Annotated in this window: 18 protein-coding genes; 8 read left to right on the top strand and 10 right to left on the bottom strand. The window is 64.3% G+C overall.

The features are described from left to right. Positions 1 to 83 precede the first annotated feature (83 nt). Entirely contained in the window at positions 84 to 2,495 is a 2,412-nt protein-coding gene (locus tag HNP46_RS34175) for a sensor domain-containing diguanylate cyclase (protein WP_184598281.1), read from the top strand. Between the two features lie 39 nt (positions 2,496 to 2,534). On the opposite strand, the gene dacB is transcribed toward HNP46_RS34175, so the two are convergent. Further along, positions 2,535 to 3,971, bottom strand: a complete 1,437-nt coding sequence (gene dacB / locus HNP46_RS34170; protein WP_184598271.1) for a D-alanyl-D-alanine carboxypeptidase/D-alanyl-D-alanine endopeptidase — start codon at positions 3,969 to 3,971, stop codon at positions 2,535 to 2,537. A 237-nt stretch (positions 3,972 to 4,208) separates the two neighbouring features. Here dacB and HNP46_RS34165 point away from each other — a divergent pair, with 237 nt between their 5' ends. Then, on the top strand, positions 4,209 to 4,556 hold the full coding sequence (locus HNP46_RS34165; RefSeq protein ID WP_184598268.1) for a YggL family protein: 348 nt from the start codon (positions 4,209 to 4,211) through the stop codon (positions 4,554 to 4,556). Here the strand turns inward: HNP46_RS34165 and HNP46_RS34160 are convergent, their stop codons facing one another. After that, positions 4,557 to 4,946 carry a response regulator gene (locus HNP46_RS34160; RefSeq protein ID WP_311771862.1) on the bottom strand — a complete coding sequence of 130 codons (390 nt, stop codon included), beginning with the start codon at positions 4,944 to 4,946 and terminating at the stop codon, positions 4,557 to 4,559. A gap of 851 nt (positions 4,947 to 5,797) precedes the next feature. Here HNP46_RS34160 and HNP46_RS34155 point away from each other — a divergent pair. Together HNP46_RS34155 and HNP46_RS34150 are read left to right on the top strand one after the other, a co-directional pair. Beyond that, a complete protein-coding gene (locus tag HNP46_RS34155) occupies positions 5,798 to 6,424 on the top strand; it encodes a response regulator transcription factor (protein ID WP_184598266.1) in 627 nt (208 codons plus the stop codon). Between the two features lie 8 nt (positions 6,425 to 6,432). Beyond that, positions 6,433 to 10,074: a transporter substrate-binding domain-containing protein gene (locus HNP46_RS34150; protein WP_184598263.1), complete on the top strand. Its 3,642-nt coding sequence runs from the start codon at positions 6,433 to 6,435 to the stop codon at positions 10,072 to 10,074. Positions 10,075 to 10,087: 13 nt separating this feature from the next. On the opposite strand, the gene HNP46_RS34145 is transcribed toward HNP46_RS34150, so the two are convergent. The 5 genes from HNP46_RS34145 to HNP46_RS34125 form a co-directional block, all read right to left on the bottom strand. Beyond that, a complete protein-coding gene (locus HNP46_RS34145) occupies positions 10,088 to 11,419 on the bottom strand; it encodes a deoxyguanosinetriphosphate triphosphohydrolase (protein ID WP_184598260.1) in 1,332 nt (443 codons plus the stop codon). Positions 11,420 to 11,489: 70 nt separating this feature from the next. Next, the gene (locus tag HNP46_RS34140) at positions 11,490 to 12,656 is read right to left on the bottom strand and encodes an EAL domain-containing protein (protein WP_184598257.1); all 1,167 of its coding nucleotides are present in this window, start codon (positions 12,654 to 12,656) and stop codon (positions 11,490 to 11,492) included. Positions 12,657 to 12,756: 100 nt separating this feature from the next. Continuing rightward, a complete protein-coding gene (locus tag HNP46_RS34135) occupies positions 12,757 to 13,101 on the bottom strand; it encodes a hypothetical protein (RefSeq protein WP_184598254.1) in 345 nt (114 codons plus the stop codon). Continuing rightward, complete coding sequence (locus HNP46_RS34130) at positions 13,098 to 13,478, bottom strand: phage holin family protein (RefSeq protein WP_184598311.1); 381 nt, start codon at positions 13,476 to 13,478, stop codon at positions 13,098 to 13,100. The genes HNP46_RS34135 and HNP46_RS34130 overlap by 4 nt, the downstream gene beginning before the upstream one ends. Before the next feature lie 15 nt (positions 13,479 to 13,493). Further along, positions 13,494 to 13,811 carry a DUF883 family protein gene (locus tag HNP46_RS34125; protein ID WP_184598252.1) on the bottom strand — a complete coding sequence of 106 codons (318 nt, stop codon included), beginning with the start codon at positions 13,809 to 13,811 and terminating at the stop codon, positions 13,494 to 13,496. Positions 13,812 to 14,214: 403 nt separating this feature from the next. Between HNP46_RS34125 and HNP46_RS34120 the strand changes: the two genes are divergently transcribed. Continuing rightward, complete coding sequence (locus tag HNP46_RS34120; RefSeq protein ID WP_184598249.1) at positions 14,215 to 15,423, top strand: ammonium transporter; 1,209 nt, start codon at positions 14,215 to 14,217, stop codon at positions 15,421 to 15,423. A gap of 145 nt (positions 15,424 to 15,568) precedes the next feature. Here the strand turns inward: HNP46_RS34120 and HNP46_RS34115 are convergent, their stop codons facing one another. The 3 genes from HNP46_RS34115 to HNP46_RS34105 form a co-directional block, all read right to left on the bottom strand. Then, the gene (locus HNP46_RS34115; RefSeq protein ID WP_184598246.1) at positions 15,569 to 16,855 is read right to left on the bottom strand and encodes an OprD family porin; all 1,287 of its coding nucleotides are present in this window, start codon (positions 16,853 to 16,855) and stop codon (positions 15,569 to 15,571) included. A 175-nt stretch (positions 16,856 to 17,030) separates the two neighbouring features. Beyond that, positions 17,031 to 17,897 (bottom strand): MBL fold metallo-hydrolase, encoded by an 867-nt coding sequence (locus HNP46_RS34110; RefSeq protein ID WP_184598244.1) that lies wholly within the window; start codon positions 17,895 to 17,897, stop codon positions 17,031 to 17,033. An 85-nt stretch (positions 17,898 to 17,982) separates the two neighbouring features. Next, positions 17,983 to 18,579: a glutathione S-transferase family protein gene (locus HNP46_RS34105; protein WP_184598242.1), complete on the bottom strand. Its 597-nt coding sequence runs from the start codon at positions 18,577 to 18,579 to the stop codon at positions 17,983 to 17,985. Positions 18,580 to 18,754: 175 nt separating this feature from the next. Here HNP46_RS34105 and HNP46_RS34100 point away from each other — a divergent pair, with 175 nt between their 5' ends. The 3 genes from HNP46_RS34100 to HNP46_RS34090 are packed head-to-tail and all read left to right on the top strand — an operon-like array spanning position 18,755 to position 20,508. After that, positions 18,755 to 19,312, top strand: a complete 558-nt coding sequence (locus tag HNP46_RS34100) for a TetR/AcrR family transcriptional regulator (RefSeq protein WP_184598239.1) — start codon at positions 18,755 to 18,757, stop codon at positions 19,310 to 19,312. A gap of 28 nt (positions 19,313 to 19,340) precedes the next feature. Next, entirely contained in the window at positions 19,341 to 19,580 is a 240-nt protein-coding gene (locus HNP46_RS34095) for a glutaredoxin family protein (protein WP_311771863.1), read from the top strand. 52 nt (positions 19,581 to 19,632) lie between these two features. Beyond that, entirely contained in the window at positions 19,633 to 20,508 is an 876-nt protein-coding gene (locus HNP46_RS34090) for an NAD(P)-dependent oxidoreductase (RefSeq protein ID WP_184598233.1), read from the top strand. Positions 20,509 to 20,629: the final 121 nt, after the last annotated feature.

Below are 20,629 nucleotides of genomic sequence, written 5' to 3'. Positions count from 1 at the left end.
GGCGGGCCGTGCGTCGCGTTATCACTGGGCAATTGGCCATCGGCTGCTATAAAAACTGAGTAACCCTGGGAACGGGAATCCACATGACTCAGTTTTCGGCCCACCAGCCGTTGCCCGCCGTTCAGGGGTTCGCCAGCCAAAAGAAGGCCATGCTGGCGGCCGGGCTGGTGCTGGCGGCAGGCCTGTTGCTGACGGCGTTGCTGAGCTGGAATGCCTGGCGCAACGCCCGTATCGCCCTGGAACAGCAGTTCGCCCTGGCCGCCAGCGAGCGCATCGACCGCGTCCGCGAGCGGCTGGCGCTGCAGCAGAGCGAGCTGGAGTCGATCCAGCGCTTCTTCGAGAATTCGCGCCAGGTTTCCCGCGAGGAGTTCGAGCATTTCGTCAGCCCGCTGCTGGGCGATACCCTCGGCTATGCCTGGCTGCCGCGCGTCGAGCAACAGCAGCGCGCGGCGTTCGAAGCTGCCGCCCACGCCGCCGGGATGCTCGACTACATGATCTTCGAGCTGACCCTGCAGGGCCAGCCGGTACCCGCCCAGGAGCGCCCGCGCTACTTCCCTGTGCTCTACGGCGCCTCGGAGTACCTCGAGGAAATGCCCCTGGGCATGGATCTCAACTCGACGCTGCCGGGGCGCGACCTGGTGCAGCGTGTGCTCAAGGGGCGCTCGGTGGCCGCCTCGATGCCAGTGATATTGCCGGGAGCGCCGCCGGCTGACTCCACCGGCGTGCTACTGGCGGCGCCTTTCTACCGCAGCAGCACGACGTCCAGCCCCACGGCCGAGACCCGAGTGGGCGTGCAGGGCATTCTGATGGCGGCGATCAGCTACCGCCTGCTCATCGAGCAGGGCACGGATGGGCGCCATGAGCAGTTGGCGCTGACGCTGCGTGACGCCAACGATCCGCGGGCGGACGTGCCTTTTTACCGCAGCGCGGTGGACGCGGATCGCACCGCCGAGCTGCTGTCCGAACGGCACCTGGATTTCGCCGGGCGCGATTACCTGGTGCGGGTGGAGCCGTCCAGCGACTTCCTGCGGCGCAATCAGGGCCATCCGCAACTGTGGGTGAGCCTGGGCGGGGTGCTCAGCTCACTGCTGCTGGCCGGGTACGTGCTGGCGCTGCTCAGCCAGCGGCAGCGAGCGCTGCAGCTGGTGGACGAGCGCACGGCCGAGTTGAGCGCCAACCAGCGCGAGCTGCAGGAGAACCAGGCGCGCCTGCATTTCGCCATGGACAGCGCCGGCCATGGCGTGTGGGACTGGAGCCTGGACAGTGGCCACGTGTTCTACTCCCATGCCTGGAAAGCCATGCTCGGTTACCGCGACAGCGAAGTCGGGGCGACCACCCAGGAGAGCCTCAGCCGGGTCCATCCCGACGACCGCGAGGCGCGCTGCGCCGCCTTGCGCCGTCACCTGAGTGCAGAGACCGCGCTGTACCAGAGCGAGCACCGCCTGCGTTGCAAGAGCGGGCGCTGGTTGTGGGTGCTGGACCGTGGCCAGGTGGTGGAGCGCGGCAGCGACGGTTCGCCGCGGCGGATGATCGGCACGCAGACCGATATCAGTTCGCGCAAGGCCGCCGAGCTGGAGCTGGGCGAGGTCAACAGCCGCCTGCACGGGCTGCTCGATGCGGCGACCCAGGTGGCCATCGTGTCCACGGACCTGCGCGGCTTCGTGCGTAGCTTCAACGTCGGCGCCGAGCGCATGTTCGGCTATGCCGCCCAGCAGGTGATCGGCCGCCCGGTGCCGGAGAACGTCTTCGTCAAGGACGAGATTCGTCGCCGCGCCCACGACCTCTCCAGTCTGCTGGGCCGCGAAATTCGCGGTTTCGAGGTGGTCGGCGCGCTGGTCGGCGAGGGTCACGAGGAGCACGAGTGGACCTGCGTGCGCCGCGACGGCCGGCAACTGAAGATCAACCTGATCATCACCGGCGTCCGCGATGCTGCCGGCAACATGACCGGTTACTTGGGTATCGCCACCGACATCACCCGGCGCAAGGAGGCGGAGCTGGAGTTGCGGCGCCTGTCGGTCACCGACGCCCTGACCGGCATCCATAACCGGCGCTACTTCCGCGAGCAGCTGGACCTGGCCATGGCCCGTTGCGAGCGCAACGGCGAGCCGCTGTCGCTGGTGATGTTCGACATCGACCACTTCAAGGACATCAACGACCGCTTCGGCCATGAAGCGGGGGACAGCGTGCTGGTCACGCTCTGCCAGCGCATGGCCCAGCGCCTGCGCAAGGTCGACGTGTTCTGTCGGCTGGGTGGCGAGGAACTGGTAGTGCTTTGCCCCGGCAGCACGACGGACCAGGCCTGGCAGTTGGCCGAGGCGCTCTGGCAGGCCCTGCGCGGTCAGCCGATGGAGGGGGTGGGCGTGGTCACGGCGAGTTTCGGGGTCGCCTCCTGGTGCCCAGGGGAGAACGCCGATGACCTCATGCGCAAGGTGGATCGCGCCGTCTACCGCGCCAAGCGCCTGGGGCGGGACCGCCTGGAGCGCGTCGAGGCCTGAAACGAAAACCCCGGCCAGTCGGCCGGGGTTCGTCGGGGATCAGCGCTTGGTGCTGTTGTAGAGGTCCAGCAGCACCTGGTCGAGGATCGACGAGGCACCCCAGGGGCGGTTGCTGTTGAGGATCGCCACCACCACCCAGGTGCGGCCATTGGCATCGCGGCTGAAGCCGGCGAGGGCGCGCACGGTGTTCAGGGTACCGGTCTTGACGTGGGCTTCGCCGGCCATGGGGGTGCCGCGCAGGCGTTTGCGCATGGTGCCGTCCTTCGCCACGATCGGCAGCGAGGAGATGTACTCCGCGGCATAGGGGCTGTGCCAGGCGGCCTGCAGCATGGCCGCCATCTCGCGGGCGCTGACGCGCTCATCGCGGGACAGTCCCGAACCGTTCTCCATCACCAGATGGCTCGCCGTGATGCCCTTGCGTGCCAGCCACTGGCGGATCACCCGCTGGGCCGCCTGGGCGTCATCCGCGTCGGCGCCATTGCGGTACTGGCGGCCGATGGACAGGAAGACCTGTCGGGCCATGGTGTTGTTACTGAACTTGTTGATGTCGCGGATGATCTCGACGACGTCCGGCGACAGGGCGCGGGCCACCAGGGTGGCGTTCTTCGGCACGGCGCCTTCGCGGTCCTTGCCCAGGATGCTGCCGCCCAGCTCCTGCCAGATGCCGCGCACGGCGCCGGCGGTGTAGGCCGGGTGCTCGAGCAGCGACATGTAGGTCTGCGCGCTGCAGCCCTGGGGAATCTGCCCGGTGGCCACCAGCGAGGTGCCGTCGAACTGGGTCACCGGACTGAAGCGCAACTTCGGCCACGCCGGGCAGGGCGCGGCCTTGCTCACCTGGATCTGGTTGTCGATGCGCACGTTGGCCAGCGGCGGGTCCATCAGCACGCTGGCCTTGCTGCCCTCGGTGCGGATGACCAGGCGCACGCTCTTGAGGTTGACCATCAGCGAGTCGGGGCCGACCAGGAACGGCTTGTTGTCGTCGCCGCCGTCATCGTTGAACACCGGCAGCTGCGGAATATTGAAGTAGCTGCGGTCGAGCACCAGGTCGCCGGTGACCTTGCGCACACCATTGGCGCGCAGGTCGCGCATCATCAGCCAGAGTTTCTCCAGGTTCAGCTTCGGATCGCCGCCGCCCTTGAGGTAGAGGTTGCCGTTGAGGGTGCCGTCCTTGAGCTGGCCGTCGGTGTAGAACTCGGTCTGCCACTGGTAGGTGGGACCGAGCATTTCCAGGGCGGCATAGGTGGTGAACAGCTTCATGGTCGAAGCCGGGTTCACCGACACGTCGGCGTTGAAATAGGTGGCGTTGCCGGGGCCTTCGAGGGGAATCATCACCAGCGAGAGGGCGTCGTTGGTCAGCTTGCTGTCGCGCAGCGCCTTCTGTACGCGTTCGGGCAGGGTGGAGTCGATCTGGGCAACGGCGGGCAGGGCGAAGGGCAACAGGGTCGCAAGAGCGAGGACACGCAATGATTTGAACATAGAAAAGATGACATCCCAGTGGTCGGGCATTGACTTGAAAAAATGAAAAGATGAAGCGCAACACTACAAATGGAATACTCCCTGTTGAATCGGGAGCTGTAACACATTATGCCGCAAGCTGCTGCGCTATGCGCAGGCGTTCGGCTGCCGATCGTCATCGAGCCTGACAGCGATGGCTGTGTCCGCCATTACTGTGCTTGCATACCCAGATCACTGCCTTGCCCAGGAGTTTCCCGGATGGCCACTCAGCGTTCCCGCCGCTTACGCAAGAAGTTGTGTGTCGATGAATTCCAGGAGCTCGGATTCGAGCTCAGCTTCCAGTATCAGGCCGGGCAGAGCGAAGAGGCCGTGGAAGCTTTCATCCAGCGTTTCGCCAACGATGCCGTGCAACCCAATGATCTGGTGTACAGCGGTTGTGACGAATACGGATTCATCTGTCTGGCCCAGCGTGGCTCGGTGAACGAGCAGCAACGCGGGCTGATCGAGGATTGGCTGAAGCAGCAGCCCGAACTGGCTAGCTTCAGCGTCGGCCCGTTGGCGGACGCCTGGTACCCGGATCAGCCGGTCAGGGCGCCTGAGCCCTGATCAGGGCTCGTCAACGTCCAGCACTCGCATCAGTGCCCACGGGTCCAGGGGTTTGCTCAGGCAGGCCAGAACCGGCAGGCCGCGTGCGCGCAAGCTCCGTTGCAGTGCGCCCAGCTCTTCTTCTTCCAGCCCGCTGAACAGGACCGCCTGGCGAATCCGCCCGGCATCCGCCAGTTCGCTCAGTAGCTCTACTCCACTGATGTCCGGCAGGTTGATGTCGCAGAGCAGCAGATCGAAAGGCTCCCCACGACGCTCGCATTCTGAACGCGCCTCACCGGCATCCAGGGCGGGTGTCAGGCGGAAGTAGCCCAGCCGATTCAGTTGCATCTGGGTAGCGATGAGCTGGAAGGGGTGATCTTCGACCACCAGAATGCTGAATTTTGTATCCACGAATAGGGTTCCCTTGGCGCTGGATTGATCCGTTCAGGGTTGAATGTGCGAATGAGGCTGACAAAGTGATCAGCCAACAATGCTCCTTGTTGTTTATCCGAGTTTCCTCGGTTCATAACTCCGGCTGAGAGCGCTCAGTACTTCTGGGTGTTGCTGGATTCAGTGAATTGATCGTTTCCATTCTTCCATTAGTTCTCCATTTGTCTGCCAGTCTCGCTGGGGTGTTTGTTATTGGGGAATGCCTTTATTGATTTTATAAGATGCTGGGAGCTGTCAGGGGCTCAGGGTTGATTGGGTGGGCTTCATGAGTAATTAATATTTCTTCTTCGTACTTTTCCTGATTCCTTTGGGGTTAATGTTGTCTGAATACTCTTCAGTGTATTTCTGTCCATAACCTCTTGGCACAAAAGAGAGTACCCATTGCCTCACTTCATTCCGGAAATCCATCCCTGGCTTTTTCACAGTCTTCACTTGCCGGTACAGATGGATTCACAGCCTGTCTACATGGAGTCACAGCCTGCCTGGACGATCTGGATCTGGCGATTTTCCGCTGCTTCGTGATCAGCCAATACGCTAGATAATATCGAGCGAGCGCTAGGTCGGATTAGCGGAGATGGTGCCGAGGTTTATCAGGGGCTTAAGTCAGTATTTATACTTTTCCGCGTCGGAATATTCTTTGTGGAACTTCACTCCAAGAAAACGAGCAGGGGCTCTTGTAGGATTTATATAGATGTTGCGTAGGAATTCCCTCTAATCACAAATAAATAGGGTGGCCAATCTCGACATACCGATCTTGGCATATATCTTACCCGCGGACATTTCATTTGAACGCGTAGGTGGGAGGAAGGTTGATGAGCAAGGTTCTTATAGTGGATGACCATCCAGTCATTCGGATGGCGATGCGCGTACTGCTGGAAAAGGAAGGACATCTGATTGTCGGGGAGACCGACAATGGCGTGGATGCGCTCTCATTGGTCAAGGACCTGATCCCCGACCTCGTCGTTCTGGATATCGGCATTCCCCGGCTGGATGGGCTGGAGGTGATCAGTCGTATTTCCGCCTTCGAGCTGCCGCTCAAGGTGCTGGTGCTGACAGGGCAGAGCGCCTCGCTGTTCGCCATGCGCTGCATGCAGGCCGGCGCTTCGGGCTTCGTCTGCAAGCAGGGTGGTCTGGCGGAGTTGATCAGCGCGGTGAATGCGGTTGTCGCAGGTTACAACTACTTCCCCAGCACCGCGGTGCGACAGACACGCCGCAACAACGGGCAGATGGATGATCAGGAGCTTATCCAGCGACTGTCGGATCGTGAGATGGCCGTCCTGCAATATCTGGCCAACGGCTACTCGAACAAGGAAATCTCCGAGCAGATGTTCATCAGCAACAAGACGGTCAGCACCTACAAGACGCGCCTGCTGTTGAAGCTCAACGCTCATTCGCTGGTCGATCTGATCGAGTTCGCCAAGCGGAACGCGCTGGTCTGAGGTATCTGATGTCCCGCTTTCGCTTCCTCATCGGCGCGTTACTGCTCATCTGTTGCGGATGGGCGATGGCGGAGCATTCCGACTGGGCATCTGTGAATCTGCTGGCTCGCTCGACGGACGAGCCGGTCAGGGTGCAGCTGTCTGATTCCGACTGGCAGTGGCTAAGGGAGAGGCGAGTGTTGCGGGTGGGCGTGACGGCGCCAGACTACGCACCGTTCGACATCACTGCCAGCGGAACGGATCTCGAAGGCATTACAGCCGACTTCCTTGGCATCATTGGGGACGCCCTGAATGTTCGGGTGGAGGTTCGTCGCTATTCCGACCGGGACGCCGCCGTAACGGCTCTCCAACGCGGAGACATCGATCTGCTGAGCCGCTCCACTCACTATGAGTCGTCGCGGCCAGGCACCATCTTGACCACGCCTTATTTTGTCAATCAACCGGTAGTCGTCGGGCCGTTGGGGACGCCCATGGAGCGTACTGAAGAACTGGCTGGCAAACGTATCGCAGTGGTCAGCGATTACTTTGCTACCGATGAGCGTGAAAAGTACCTGTCCGGCGCTTCCGTTCAGCCTTATCAGTCGGTACGTCAGGCTCTGGAGGCCGTTGCGTTCGGCCAGGCGGATCTTTATGTCGGCGATGCATTCAGCGCGCAGTACCTCATCAGTCAGGGCTATCTGGCCAACCTCAAGCTGCTCAACTTCGCCAGCTTCAATGGGCCGGGCTTCAGCTTCGCCCTGAACTCGTCCGATGCGGAACTGCTGAAAATCATCGACCGCACCTTGGCGGCCTTTCCCCGACAGGCCAAAGGTGCCATTCAGCGTCGCTGGAGCCCCGGCGGAGCGTTCGCGATCACCAGTCAGCAATTGATCCTGACACCTCAGGAGCAGCGCTGGCTCGATCGACATCCGCGTCCGGTGGTCGTGGTCGATCAGGCCTTGGCGCCCGTGTCGTTCTTCGACGCCCAGGGACATTTCCGTGGGATCGCCGCCGATCTGCTGGCGCTGATCCAGAGCCGTACCGGCATCGATTTCGAAGTGCGCCCGCAGGGCAGTGTCACGGCCATGCAGGATCAGGTGCGCAGCGGCAAGGCAGAGGTGATCGGCGCGCTCACTCCCACTCCGCAACGGGAAGAGTGGCTCGGCTTCACCCGCCCCTACATGACCGCCTCCTTCGTGGTCGTTGCCTCCCAAAAGTCTGACTGGCTGCACACCCTGGAAGATCTGAACGGGCGCCGCGTGGCAGCCCCCAAGGGGACGATGATCGCGGACTTCCTGCGCACCCGGCACCCGCTGATCAAGCTGGTCGAGGTCGAGAACAACGTCGATGACCTCTCGATGATCAGCGAGGGCAAGGTGGATGCCGGTATCCACCTGCTGTCGTCGGCCAACTACCTGATCTCCCGCTATTACCCCGATCTCAGGGTCGCCCTGGCGCTGGACCGCGAACCGGGACAGTTTTCCCTGGCCGTGGCGCAGACCGACCCCGAGCTGCTGAGCATTCTCAACAAGGCGATCCTGGCCATCTCTCCCGAGGACATGAGCAATATCGTCACCCGCTGGTCCGCCAGCGTGGAGCAGCCCGACAGCGTCTGGCAGGGCTATCGGACGCAGTTCGCCCAGCTGGCCTGGGCAGCGGCCCTGGCGCTGCTGCTGGTGTTGCTGTGGAACTGGCGGCTGTGGCTCAAGGTGCGCCGTCGCCAGGATTCGGAAAAGGAGCTCAACTACCGGCTGGAGTTCAAGCGTGCGCTGATCGATGGCATTCCCCAGCCGGTGGCCGTGCGTGATCGTGACGGGCGGCTGGTCACCTGCAATATCGGCTTTCTCAAGGAGGCCGGCATGCCCCGCGAGGCCGTCATCGGCACGCGGGTGCACGACTGCGCCTGGTTGACGCCACGGGATGCGCAGGAGCTGGAACAGATTCACCTGCAGGCGATGGGGCAGGACGTCAAGGTAGCCTCCGATCTGGTGCTGCGGATTCGCGGCGAGGTCCGCGAAATCCACTACTGGGCCACCCCCTACCGTGGACCGGGAGGTGAGGTGTCCGGCGTTGTCTCCGGCTGGATCGATGTCACCGAGCGCGAGCGCCTGCACCACCAACTTGAGGCCGCCAAGGAGTTGGCCGAGGCAGCCAACCGCGCGAAGAGCACCTTCCTCGCCACCATGAGCCACGAGATCCGCACGCCGATGAACGCCGTGATCGGCATGCTGGAACTGGCACTGACCCGCGCCAACCAGGGGCACTGGGAGCGCGAACCAGTCGAGGTGGCCTACGATTCGGCGCGTTCGCTGCTGACGCTGATCGGCGACATCCTCGATGTCGCCAAGATCGAATCCGGACGCCTCTCGCTGCTGCCCGAGCGGGCGCACCTGCGTGAGCTGGTGGAGTCCGTGGCGCGGGTGTTCGACGGCCTCGCCCGGCAGAAGGCCCTTGAGCTGAAGCTGGAGATCGAGGCTGAAGCGGCCTGCGATGTGTTGATCGATCCGCTGCGTTTCAAGCAGATCCTGTCGAATCTGGTGAGCAATGCCATCAAGTTCACCGATGTCGGTCAGGTGCGGATTCGCGTCTCCGGTGAACGCGTGGATGGTGAGCGGCTGGCGCTGGAGGTCAGCGTGAAGGACAGTGGCATCGGCATTTCCGAGGACGACCAGCGCCAACTCTTCGAACCCTTCAGCCAGGTTGCCCAGAGCAGCAATACCGGCCGCGGCGGCACCGGGCTGGGGCTGACCATCTGCCGCAAGCTGGCGGAAATGATGGGGGGCGCCGTGCGCATGGAGAGCCAGCCGGGGCAGGGCACCACGGTGACGGTCAAGCTGTTGCTGCAGACGCTGGAGGGGCTGCCCGACTTTCCCGAGGTCCAGGCCCCGGTGCCTTCCCCGTCGGCCCGCTCGCTGAAGGTATTGGTGGTCGACGACCATGTGGCCAACCGCCTGCTGCTGAGCCAGCAGCTGGAGCATCTGGGGCATCGGGTCGAGGTGGCGTCCGATGGGGTGCAGGCCGTGCAGCTCTGGCATCCGGGCGACTTCGACCTGGTGATCACCGATTGCAACATGCCGGTGCTCAACGGCTATGGACTGGCCAGGAAGATTCGCGAGCTGGAAGAGGAAATGGACGTCGAGCCGTGCGTGATCTTCGGCTTCACCGCCAACGCCCAGCCGGATGAGGTGGACAACTGCCGGCGCGCGGGGATGAACGATTGCCTGTTCAAACCCATTGGCCTGGAGAACCTGCGTCAGCGTCTGGAGTCGGTGCCCAAGAGTGCGGTCGGCGACGAGCTGGATGAGCAGAGCGGCAGCCACGACAGCGCTTTCAACCTGAAGGCGCTACGGGAAATGACCGGCGGCAATCCAGGGCTGATCCGTCGGCTGCTGGAGGAGCTCTACAGCAGCAACCAGATCGACATCGATCAGGTCTGGCCGCTGTGGGAAATTGGCGACTGGAAGCAGCTGGCAGACCTCGCGCACCGCATCAAGGGAGCGGCGCGTCTGGTCAATGCCGAGGCGCTGCAGGAGCTCTGCAGCAAGCTGGAGGGCGGCTGCAAGGATGGCCTTGACCGCCAGGAGTTGCGCTCCCGCGTCCTTGGTGTGAAGCAGGCCATGGCGGACCTGCAGGACAGCCTGCAGCACCAGCTCAGCCATCTCGCCGCCTGACCCCCGACGCGCTTCAGACCGGACTGGAGCGTCCGGTCATCTCGCGGGCCATCTCGGTCGCGTAGCTGTCGGTCATCCCGGCAATGAAGTCGGTGACGCGCAGGAAGGAGCGGTACAGCGTCCAGCTCGGGTCCGGTGCGTAGTGGCTGAGCAGGTCGAGGATGCGCTGGTTCTTGAATGACGGCGTGCTCTGGCGGTGTTGTTCCAGCACGGCGCCGCAGAAGGAGCTCAGCAGGATTTCCAGGGTGGTGTAGGCGCCGATCTCGTGCAGGGTCTTGCGCTTGTCCTGGAAGATCTTCTCCCGCGCCATGGCCTTGGCGCGTTGCACGCAGCGCTTGGCCGGGCCGTGCATGTGCTCCACCAGGTCGCCCTGCAGGGTGCCGGCGAGCAGTGCCGGTTCCTGTTCGACGAAGGCGCGGGCGGCGGCGTTGGTCAGGTGCTCGATGGCCTTGCCGCGCAGGATCGCCATCTTGCGTCGGCGCGAGTCCTTCGGGCCGAGCTGGCGGTAGGTTTCCGGCAGGTCGTCACCGACCAGGTCGAGCAGCAGCGCTTCGACTTCGCTGTAGTCAAGCAGCTCCATTTCCACGCCGTCTTCCAGGTCGATCAGGCCGTAACAGATGTCGTCCGCCGCCTCCATCAGGTACACCAGCGGGTGGCGCGCCCAGCGCTCGTCCTCCAGCTGCGGCATGCCCAGCTTCTGGGTGATCTGCTCCAGCAACGGCAGCTCGCTGCGGTAGCAGCCGAACTTGTGTTTCTTGTAGCCCAGGGAGTCGGCGTGGCGTGCCGTCCAGGGGTATTTCAGGTAAGTGCCGAGGGTGGCGTAGGTCAGGCGCGTGCCGCCGTCGAACTGGTGGTATTCGAGCTGGGTGAGGACGCGAAAGCCCTGGGCGTTGCCTTCGAAATGCAGGAAGTCCGAGCGCTCCTCATCGCTCATGGCGTCCAGCCAGCCGCGTCCGGCGGCCTGCTGGAACCAGTGGCGGATGGCGTCTTCACCGGAGTGACCGAAGGGCGGGTTGCCGATGTCGTGGGCCAGGCAGGCGGACTGCACGATCACGCCCATGTCGCCTGGGTCGCACCATTCCGGCAGGCGGTCGCGGAGAATCTCACCGACGCGCATGCCCAGCGAGCGGCCGACGCAACCCACCTCCAGCGAATGGGTGAGGCGGGTATGGATATGGTCGTTGCTCGACACCGGGTGCACCTGGGTCTTGCGCCCCAGGCGGCGGAAGGCGCCGGAGAAGATGATGCGGTCGTGGTCCTTGTGGAAGGCGCTGCGGCCGAGTTCGGCGCTGCTGTGCACCGGTTTGCCGAGACGTTCCCGGGGGAGCAGGGTGTGCCAGTCCATAGGTCATTATCACAATCGGGAGAGTTACCGGCAACGCTAGCCGTTCGCGCCGGCAATCTCAATCGCCGTGCTAGAGACCTTCGGCGTCGATGTCGATGAGCAGCAGGCGTCGACCCTGGTCGATGAACTGGCCGGCGGTCATGCAGTACTGGTTGGTGGTGGCGTCGCGGTAGGTGTTGGATAGGGTCAGACGGCGCTCCTCCCAGCCCTCGGCGAGCAACTGGTAGAAGTACGGCCGCCAGGACCAGTTGTGTCCCAGGTAGCGACGGTTCTCCTTCCAGAACAGCCCGTTCCACTCCAGGTTCGGCGAGGTCTGGGTACCGTGGCGGTCGCACTGGTAGATGCGCAGCAGGCGATTGAAGGAGTCCGGCGCCGGCGGCAGGCTGCTGAGCATGGCGCCGCCCTCGGCCCAGGGGCGCAGCATGTTCATCAGTTCCGCGAGTTGCTGGCGCAGCTGGATGAGGTTGGCGCGCTCCTGCAGCTTGCGGTGCACGTACTGGTCGCGGCGCTGGGCGAATACTTCGCGGAAGGCGTCGCTGGCCGGGAAGTCCAGCGCCGGCTTGGCGAACAGGAAGCCTTGCACGTAGCGCGCGCCGCACTCCAGGGCGAAGTCCATCTCTTCCTCGGTTTCCACGCCTTCGGCGATGATCCAGCAGCCGGTTTTCTCGGCCATCTGCGCCAGGGCCTTGACCACTTCGCCACTGGGGCCGCCGCGGGCGGCTTCCTGGAACAGGCGCATGTCCAGCTTGAGGATGTCCGGTTGCAGGGCCAGCACGCGGTCCAGCTGCGAGTAGCCGGCGCCGAAGTCGTCGATGGCGATGCGCGCGCCGGCGTCGCGGTAGCGCGCGACCACTTCCGGCAGGCGCTGATGGGCGCCGCCCAGTTCGGTGATCTCGAACACTACCCGCTCCGGCGCCACTCCCTGCTGTTGCAGTTGCTTGAGACTGGGCAGCGGCTGGTTCGGGCGCAGGCGGCTGATCCAGCGCGGCGAGATATTCAGGCTGAGGAACCAGTCACTGGGGGCTTCATGGATGCGCGCCAGGGCGGCATCGCGGATCTGCCGGTCGAGTCGGCGCAGTTCGGCCAGGCCGACTCGTGGGTTGAAGAACAGCGGGCCGACCGAGTGCAGGTCGCCGTTGTCCTGGCGCAACCGCCCCAGGGCTTCGACACCGGCGATCAGACCGGTCGCGGTGTCGATGAAGGGCTGGAAGCAGGCGGTGGGTTGCCCGTCGATCAAGGGACACATCCTTAGTGGCGTGACTGGAGGCGCCGTGGCGCTGGTGCTTCCAGACATTGCAAGAATGTGGCCAGTCCGCATCGCAGCGGGCGTTTTGCCTTCAGAGGTGCGTCGAGGGCGGCGGCGGTTCGTGTGGGTGGGATTTGCTGCGCATCTGCAGGACCATCGGCAACAGCGCGATCCCCAGGCGCAGGTAGCGAATCCAACGGCGCTTGCGGCCCAGCAGCAGGGCCAGCGCGGCCGCGCCGCCGGCGCCCCACAAGGGGGTGCTGCCGTGCAGGCTGCTGCGGAAATTCTGGCCGAGGCTGCGTGCCTGTCTCAACGGCTGCATCAGCAATTCGCCTTCCTGGCGTATCTGCTGGCGCTGCATTTCCAGGCGCAGGCGGATGATCGCCTTGCGCAGTTCGGCGCGGGTCAGGTTGCGCGCATCGGGCATTTCACTCATGGCAGCAGTCGCTCCCGGTCGCGGGCCAGTTCTTCGAGGGTGGCGCTGAACGGCGAGCCTTCGTCGGTGACCAGCAGGTGCAGGCGCCAGGCGCAGAACAGGCAGCCGCCGATGTAGAACAGGCACAGGCCGATGGCGGCCTGCAGCCGATAGCTGTCCCAGAAGATGATCAGGACCAGCACCGACAGCGCTACCAGCAGGAGCAGCGCGAAGACCAGCGCCAGGCCGGCCATCAGCAGCATCTGCACGGTACGGGTTTTCTGCTCCTGCAACTCGATGCCGAGCAGCTCCACATGCCCGTGCAGCAGGCCGAGAACTGCGGCGCCGAAGCGCCGCAGGGAAGGGGAGTTGGCCGAAGACTTCGGCCCGGCGTCCATTCCGTCGGTCATCGGTCAGCGCCGGCTGACCAGCAGACCGAGCAGGAAACCGACACCGGCTGCGACGCCTACGGCCTGCCACGGATGGTCGCCGACATAGTCTTCGGTGGCGTCCACGGCGGCCTTGCCCTGGTCGCGCAGCGAGTCCTTGGTCGAGTAGATGGCATCGCGGGCGCGCTTGAGGCTCTCGTGGATCTGCGCGCGCATCTGGTCGGCTTCGGCGCCGGCCAGGTCGGCCGAGCTCTGCAGGAGTTTCTCGGTGTCGCTGACGAGGGCCTGGAATTCGGCCAGGAGTTCATCCTTGGCGGCGTTCACTGCAGTCTTGCGAGGCATGTGATGCTCCTTGTGCGGTTGAGGTTCCTAGGTTTCGAGCTCCATGGTCGCGGGAAAGTTTCTCATAAATTCGCGACAAGGTCGGCGCAGGGCGCGAGCTTAAGCCTAGCCGCTGTTTTTCCCGGCGCTGGTATGCCGCTTGCATTTCCCTGGTGCGCAAGGAAAGCGAACTGCCCCAAGGCGGGGCGCGCCCGGACCGCCATCTGGCCCGGAAAGCACGCACAACTATCTGAAAAACCAAAGGAAGTACGACAAATCGCCGAGTTGACCGGAGGGCCCGTGGGCCAATCTGGATCAGCGCCAGGCCCCCGTGTGGTGCGCTGCTGCTTCAGGGTGGTGCGTTGCCCGGTGGTCGCGAGCCGTTTTGGTGCCTTCCCCTTGACCTCCGGGGCTGCCTGTCGCGATGGAAAACCTCAATAGTGCCGTAGAAACGCTGGTCCACGGCTCCAACACGCTGTTCCTGCTGATGGGCGCGGTCATGGTGCTGGCCATGCATGCCGGTTTCGCCTTCCTGGAAGTCGGCACGGTGCGCCTGAAGAACCAGGTGAATGCCCTGTCGAAGATCCTCTCGGACTTCGCCATCTCGACCCTGGCGTACTTCTTCATCGGCTACTGGATCGCCTACGGCGTCACCTTCCTGCAGCCGGCGGCGCACCTGGCCAACGAAAACGGCTACGCGCTGGTGAAGTTCTTCTTCCTGCTGACCTTCGCCGCGGCGATCCCGGCGATCATTTCCGGTGGCATCGCCGAGCGCGCGAAATTCGGCCCGCAGCTGTGCGCGACGGCGCTGATCGTGGCCTTCGTCTACCCGTTCTTCGAGGGCCTGATCTGGAACGGCAACTTCGGCCTGCAGGATTGGTTGAAGGCCGAGTTCGGCGCGCCCTTCCATGATTTCGCCGGTTCCGTGGTGGTGCACGCCTTCGGTGGCTGGCTGGCGCTGGCGGCGGTGGTCCTGCTCGGGCAGCGCAACGGCCGCTACCGCGACGGTCGCCTGGTGGCCTTCGCGCCGTCGAACATTCCGTTTCTGGCGGCGGGTTCGTGGATTCTCATCGTCGGCTGGTTCGGCTTCAACGTGATGAGCGCGCAGTCCCTGGCCGGCGCCAGCGGGCTGGTGGCGGTCAACTCGTTGCTGGCGATGGTCGGCGGCACCGTGGCGTCATTGCTGGTGGGCCGCAACGACCCGGGCTTCCTGCACAACGGCCCGCTCGCCGGCCTGGTGGCGATCTGTGCCGGCTCCGACCTGATGCACCCGATTGGCGCCCTGGCCACTGGCCTGGTGGCGGGCGCGTTGTTCGTCTGGGCCTTCACCGCGACCCAGGTGCGCTGGAAGATCGACGACGTGCTCGGGGTCTGGCCGCTGCATGGCCTGTGCGGTGCGTGGGGTGGCATTGCCTGCGGCCTCTTCGGTCAGCAGGCGCTGGGCGGTCTGGGCGGGGTCAGCCTGGCCAGTCAGGCGATCGGCACGCTGCTGGGTGTGGTGGTGGCATTCGCCGGGGGCTTGCTGGTGTATGGCGGAGTGAAGGCCGCGGTGGGAATTCGCCTGAGCAAGGAAGAGGAGTACTACGGCGCGGACCTGTCGATCCACAAGATCGGGGCACTCAGCCAGGATTGATTCCGATACCTGTGTAGGAGCGAGCTTGCTCGCGAACGAGCGGTCCGGTGGCAATGCAACTGTGTGGGTTCGCGAGCCAGCTAGCTCCTACAGAGAGCAAGAAAAAGCCCGGCACGTGCCGGGCTTTTTCGTCATGCCGCTGGGCTTACCAGAGCGGCATGGTGTAGCTGACGATCAGACGGTTCTCGTCATAGTCGTTGGTGTAGTTGGTGCGCATGGTCGCGTTGCGCCACTTCACGCCCAGGTTCTTCAGCGGGCCATCCTGGAAGACATAGGCGATGTCGGTGTCGCGCTCCCATTCCTTGCCTTCGCCGTCGGTGGTGATCAGGTCGATGTTGTCGCCCTTCACGTAGCGGGTCATGAAGGTCAGGCCGGGAATGCCGATGCCGGCGAAGTTGTAGTCGTAACGCGCCTGCCAGGATTTCTCGTCCTTGTTGGCGAAGTCGCCGATCTGGATGTAGTTAACCAGGTAGGGGTCGGTGCCGTTGATGTAGGCGAAGCCGGTGTCGCCGCTCATCTTCTGGTAGCCCAGGCCGAAGGCGTGGTAGCCCAGGGCGTAGGTGAACATGGCGTTGAGCGCCTTGTTGTCGACGTTGCTGCCGCCGTCATCATTGGACTTGGCCCAGCGGATGTCGGACTTCAGCGATTGCTTGTCGGCGATCGGCAGTACGTGGAGCAGACCCAGGTAGTGCTGCTTGTAGATGTCTTCCAGGCCGCCGTAGTGGTAGCTGGTGCTCAGGCTGTCGGTCCACTTGTAGGTCAGGCCGCCGAACAGGAACTTGTTGGACGTGAGGCTATCGCCGAGCTTGATGTTGCGCTTGCCGCCGCCGGTGATGGTCATGTCCTCGTAGTCGGAGGAGTCGCGCTGGTTGACCTGGTAGAGGCGTCCGCCGTCGACGGTCAGGCCGTCGACGGTCAGGCCGTCGAGTTCCGCGGAGTTCAGCGCGAAGCCGCTGAAGGTCTGCGGCAGCAGGCGGGTGTCGTTGAACTGCACCACCGGCATCTTCGGCATCAGGGTACCGGCCTTGAGGGTGCTCTTGGAGGCGCGCAGCTTGGCGGTCACGCCCAGGTCACCGTAGCTGTCCTCGGCGCGGCCGTCGCTGCGCGAGCGCTGCAGCAGGCCAGTGCCACTGCGGTCCGGCGAGGAATCGAGCTTCAGGCCCAGGGTGCCCAAGGCGTCGACGCCGACGCCGATGGTGCCGTCGGTGTAGCCTGATTCGTATTTGAGGATGAAGCCCTGTGCCCACTCTTCGGCCTTGCTCTGGCTCGGCGGTGGGGAGGACTGGCGGAAGTCGCGGTTGAAGTAGAAGTTGCGCAGTTCGACCGTGGCCTTGCTGTCGTTGATGAAGTCAGCGTGGGCGAGTGTCGGAAGGATAAAGCTGGTACCCAGCGTGGACAAAGCCACGGCACGGGCGATCGGGGTCTTGCTCATTGTTATTGTCTCCTCGAGCGCTTGGGGCAGTTCGGTGATGCCGGTGGATCGGGCCGGCATGTCGATCTGTTACAGCCTATCTACTAAATCATTACCGAATGTTGACGACTCTTAGACCTTAGTCGCTGCTTAGTAAGCTCGCTAATTACCTGCCGAGCGGCGGCTGGCGCGGCTTTCACTGAATCCAGTGGGGGTAGTAGCCGAGCTTGTCCTGGACCTGCGCGTCATGGGCGGGCACCACGGTGAGCTGCGGATAGGCAAGCATCAGTTCGTGCACGCGGGCGACCTCGGCCAGGGTGCGCTCGCGATCGTCGTCCACCAGCCGGCGACTGACCCAGAATTTCTCGTGCGGCCCGGTGAAGCCCTGCAGGCGCCAGGTTGTGTCGCCGCTGAAGAAGAAGCGCCGGCCGTCGTCCAGGGTGATGAACAGGCCGACCGAGCCAGGCGTGTGGCCGCGCATCGGCACCAGCACCAGGCTGCCGTCGCCGAACAGGTCGAGGCTGCGTTCGTAGCCCAGGAACGGGCCGGATTCGAACTGGAACGGGACCCACTTCACCGGGTGACGGAACTGGCTGGGAAACACGGCCGGCGGTTGGGCGATGTGGGCGTAGTTGATCTCTTCATAGGTGGCCCAGACCGGCACTTCGGGGAAGTCCGAGAGGCCCGAGGCGTGGTCCCAGTGGGCGTGGGACAGGATGATGCGGTCGATGCGGATGCCGCTGCCCTGCAATTGCTGGCGCGCGGGTTTCAACCCTTCGTACTGGAACAGCGGCTTGTCCCACCAGGGCATGTCCTGCTTGAACTGCGCGTCTGCCTGGCTGCCCAGGCCGGTGTCGAACAGCAGCGTGGCGGCATGGTGCTGGATCAGCACGGCGGTGTGGTTCAGCGGTACCTGGCGCGTCCAGTCGCCGCCCGCGACGGTGAAGGCGTCCAAGGTGGTCACCCCGGACGTACGGATCAGCGAGAAGCGCAGGTCACCGGCCTGGGCATTCAGGCCGGCGAAGGCCAGCAGCCCGGCCAGCAGCAGGGAAGGCAGACGCATGGGAATTTCCTTGTCGTGCAGCGGTGGAGCGCGCCGCCGTGGGGCGGCGGCGTGGACTTTCAGCAGCAATCGTTAGAAGAGCCCATCAGAAGGCGGGCTGCGCGACGTAGCCGGGCAGGGCGCGCACGCGGGCCAGCCAGTCATTCACGTGGGGGAAGCCGGACAACTCCAGGCCACCTTCGGGCGCCAGGGTGACGTAGGGGTAGAGCGCGATGTCGGCGATGCTTGGCTGCTCCGCCTGCACCAGCCAGTGGTGCTCGGTGAGCGCGGCATTGAGCAGTTCCAGTGCGTGACGTCCCTTGGCCTGGGCAGTGGCCAGATCACCGGGGCGCTTGAACAGCTGGATCACCCGTGCCAGCGCCAGCCCGTGCTGCACCTCGTTGGCCGAGAAACTCAGCCAGTTGGCGATGCGCCCCTGGCTGGCGGCGTCTGCGGGGTACCAGTGCGGCTCGGCATATTGCCGGGCGAGATAGACGAGGATGGCCTGGGAGTCCCCCAGGCGCAGCTCGCCATCCTCCAGCGCCGGCACCTGGCCGCGCGGATTGATTGCCAGGAAGGCCGGGCGCTTGTGTGCGCCGCCCAGCAGGTCTAGCGGCAGCAGTTCGGCCTGGCGACCGATGAGTCCGAGGAACAGGCGAACCTTGTAGCAGTTACCGGAAAGCGCGACGTCGTGGAGTTTCATGGCGAAAGCCCTGTGCATGGTGGTGGGGACGACGGCGTAGATATTAGACAGACAGGTCTGTATAGTTCAAGCGAAATGACCGACCCGTATTCGCGCACCGCCGGCGTTGCTGCCAGCGGCGCGCTCCCCACAGGCGCCGAGCCTCGCGCATAATGTCCGGTCAGGAGGGAATGCCATGGCATCCAGCAAACGCGAGCTGCTGCTCACCACCGCCCAGGATCTGTTCTACCGCGAGGGCTACCACGCCACCGGGATCGACCGCATCCTCGCCGAGTCGGGCGTGGCGAAGATGACGCTGTACAAGCACTTCAAGTCCAAGGACGAGCTGATCATGGCGGCGCTGGAAGAACGCCACGCGCGCATGGTCGAGCGCATCGCCGTGGCCGAGCGCGTGCTCGCGCCGCGCGACGCCATCCTGGCGGTCTTCGACGGCCTGCAGGAGGTGCTGGACAGCCCGGACTTCTGCGGCTGTGCCTTCATCCACGCCGCCGGCGAATTCCACGACCGCGAGCATCCCATCCATCAGCAGGCCGCCGAACACAAGGCTTTTCTCGGGCGCTTCTTCGCCGCGCAACTGGCCCGCCTGGGGGCGCCGGAGCCCGAAGCCCTGGCCCGCCAGCTACAGTACCTGCTCGAAGGCGTGCTGGTGATGGCCCACATGCAGGGCCCCGCACGGCAGGCGCGGGAGGCCCGCGCCACGGCCGACACGCTGCTCAAGCACGCCGGAGTCTGAAGCCATGTCGTCATCCCCGCAGACCTGCATGCCCCCCGAATGCCAACTGTTCGGCACCCTGGGTTGTCACCTGTGCGAAGTGGCCGAAGCGCTGCTGATGCCCTTCGTCGAGCACGGCCTGCTGGTCGAGCTGGTCGATATCGCCGACCGCGAGGAGTGGGTCGAGCAATACGGCCTGAGCATTCCCGTGCTCCGCCGCTGTGATTCGGGCGCCGAACTCAACTGGCCGTTCGATACCGAACAGGTCGCCAGCTTCCTCAGCCGCTGATGCCTTCGGCGGCTTTCCCGCTCATCCATCCAACGATGCGAGGCGCTTTGCAATGAAGATCGGATTTCTCGGACTGGGCGGCATGGGTGCTGCCATGGCTGCCAACCTGATCAGGGCCGGCCACCAGGTCACCGTGTGGAACCGCTCGCCGGCGGCAGCCGAACCCCTGGTGGAGCTGGGTGCGATCGCCGCGACCAGCCCCGTGCAGGCCTTCGATGTCGAGCTGGTGATTTCCATGCTGGCCGACGACAAGTCCACCCGCGCGGTGCTGCTCGACAGCGGTGCCCTGGCTTCGGCCAAGGCGGGGTTGGTGCACCTGAGCATGGCCACGCTGTCTACGGCGCTGGTCAGCGAGCTGGTGGAGCTGCATCGCGAGCAGGCCGTCGAATTCGTCGCCGCTCCGGTGTTCGGTCGCACCGATGTGGCCGCCGCCGGCAAGCTGAACATCCTGGTCGCCGGCCCTGAGGCGGCCATTGCCAAAGCGCAGCCAGTGCTCGATGTGCTTGGACAGAAGACCTGGCCGCTGGGGGATGATCCGCTGCGCGCCGCCGTGGTGAAGATCGCCGGCAACTTCATGATCGCCAGTGCCATCGAGACGATGGGGGAGAGCGTGGCGCTGGTGAAGAGCTTCGGCGTGGCGCCGGCCGAGCTGCTGGAGATCATGGGCAACACCCTGTTCAACGCGCCGGTGTACCGCAATTACGGGGCGTTGATCGCCGAGCAGCGTTTCGATCCGGCAGCGTTCCGCCTGGAGCTGGGCCTGAAGGACGTCGGCCTGGCTTTGTCGGCCGGCCAGGAGCAGCGCGTGCCGCTGCCGATTGCCAGCATCCTGCGCGACAACCTGCTGGAAGCCATTGCCCATGGTGATGGCGATCTCGACTGGAGCGCACTGTCGCAGGTGTCGCTGCGCAAGTCCGGGCAGCTCTGATCGGCCCATGAAAAAGCCCGTCCGGTGTGAACTGACCCCCGAAAGTTGGACAGTTGGACTGGGCCGCTAAGCTGCCAATGACTGAGCCCTGTATTGAACGGGGCTCAGTCCCTTCAACTTG

The sequence above is a fragment of the Pseudomonas nitroreducens genome, from assembly GCF_014204515.1.
Classification (GTDB): Bacteria; Pseudomonadota; Gammaproteobacteria; order Pseudomonadales; family Pseudomonadaceae; genus Pseudomonas; species Pseudomonas nitritireducens_A.
The sequence above is the reverse complement of the archived record's forward strand: the minus strand, read 5'-3'. Positions and strand labels throughout refer to the sequence as shown.

Coding starts and splice junctions, on each gene's coding strand:
- HNP46_RS34175 (WP_184598281.1), top strand. CDS start 84: ATGACTCAGTTTTCGGCCCACCAGCCGTTGCCCGCCGTTCAGGGGTTC.
- dacB (WP_184598271.1), bottom strand. CDS start 3,971: ATGTTCAAATCATTGCGTGTCCTCGCTCTTGCGACCCTGTTGCCCTTC.
- HNP46_RS34165 (WP_184598268.1), top strand. CDS start 4,209: ATGGCCACTCAGCGTTCCCGCCGCTTACGCAAGAAGTTGTGTGTCGAT.
- HNP46_RS34155 (WP_184598266.1), top strand. CDS start 5,798: ATGAGCAAGGTTCTTATAGTGGATGACCATCCAGTCATTCGGATGGCG.
- HNP46_RS34150 (WP_184598263.1), top strand. CDS start 6,433: ATGTCCCGCTTTCGCTTCCTCATCGGCGCGTTACTGCTCATCTGTTGC.
- HNP46_RS34145 (WP_184598260.1), bottom strand. CDS start 11,419: ATGGACTGGCACACCCTGCTCCCCCGGGAACGTCTCGGCAAACCGGTG.
- HNP46_RS34135 (WP_184598254.1), bottom strand. CDS start 13,101: ATGAGTGAAATGCCCGATGCGCGCAACCTGACCCGCGCCGAACTGCGC.
- HNP46_RS34130 (WP_184598311.1), bottom strand. CDS start 13,478: ATGGACGCCGGGCCGAAGTCTTCGGCCAACTCCCCTTCCCTGCGGCGC.
- HNP46_RS34125 (WP_184598252.1), bottom strand. CDS start 13,811: ATGCCTCGCAAGACTGCAGTGAACGCCGCCAAGGATGAACTCCTGGCC.
- HNP46_RS34120 (WP_184598249.1), top strand. CDS start 14,215: ATGGAAAACCTCAATAGTGCCGTAGAAACGCTGGTCCACGGCTCCAAC.
- HNP46_RS34115 (WP_184598246.1), bottom strand. CDS start 16,855: ATGAGCAAGACCCCGATCGCCCGTGCCGTGGCTTTGTCCACGCTGGGT.
- HNP46_RS34110 (WP_184598244.1), bottom strand. CDS start 17,897: ATGCGTCTGCCTTCCCTGCTGCTGGCCGGGCTGCTGGCCTTCGCCGGC.
- HNP46_RS34105 (WP_184598242.1), bottom strand. CDS start 18,579: ATGAAACTCCACGACGTCGCGCTTTCCGGTAACTGCTACAAGGTTCGC.
- HNP46_RS34100 (WP_184598239.1), top strand. CDS start 18,755: ATGGCATCCAGCAAACGCGAGCTGCTGCTCACCACCGCCCAGGATCTG.
- HNP46_RS34095 (WP_311771863.1), top strand. CDS start 19,341: ATGCCCCCCGAATGCCAACTGTTCGGCACCCTGGGTTGTCACCTGTGC.
- HNP46_RS34090 (WP_184598233.1), top strand. CDS start 19,633: ATGAAGATCGGATTTCTCGGACTGGGCGGCATGGGTGCTGCCATGGCT.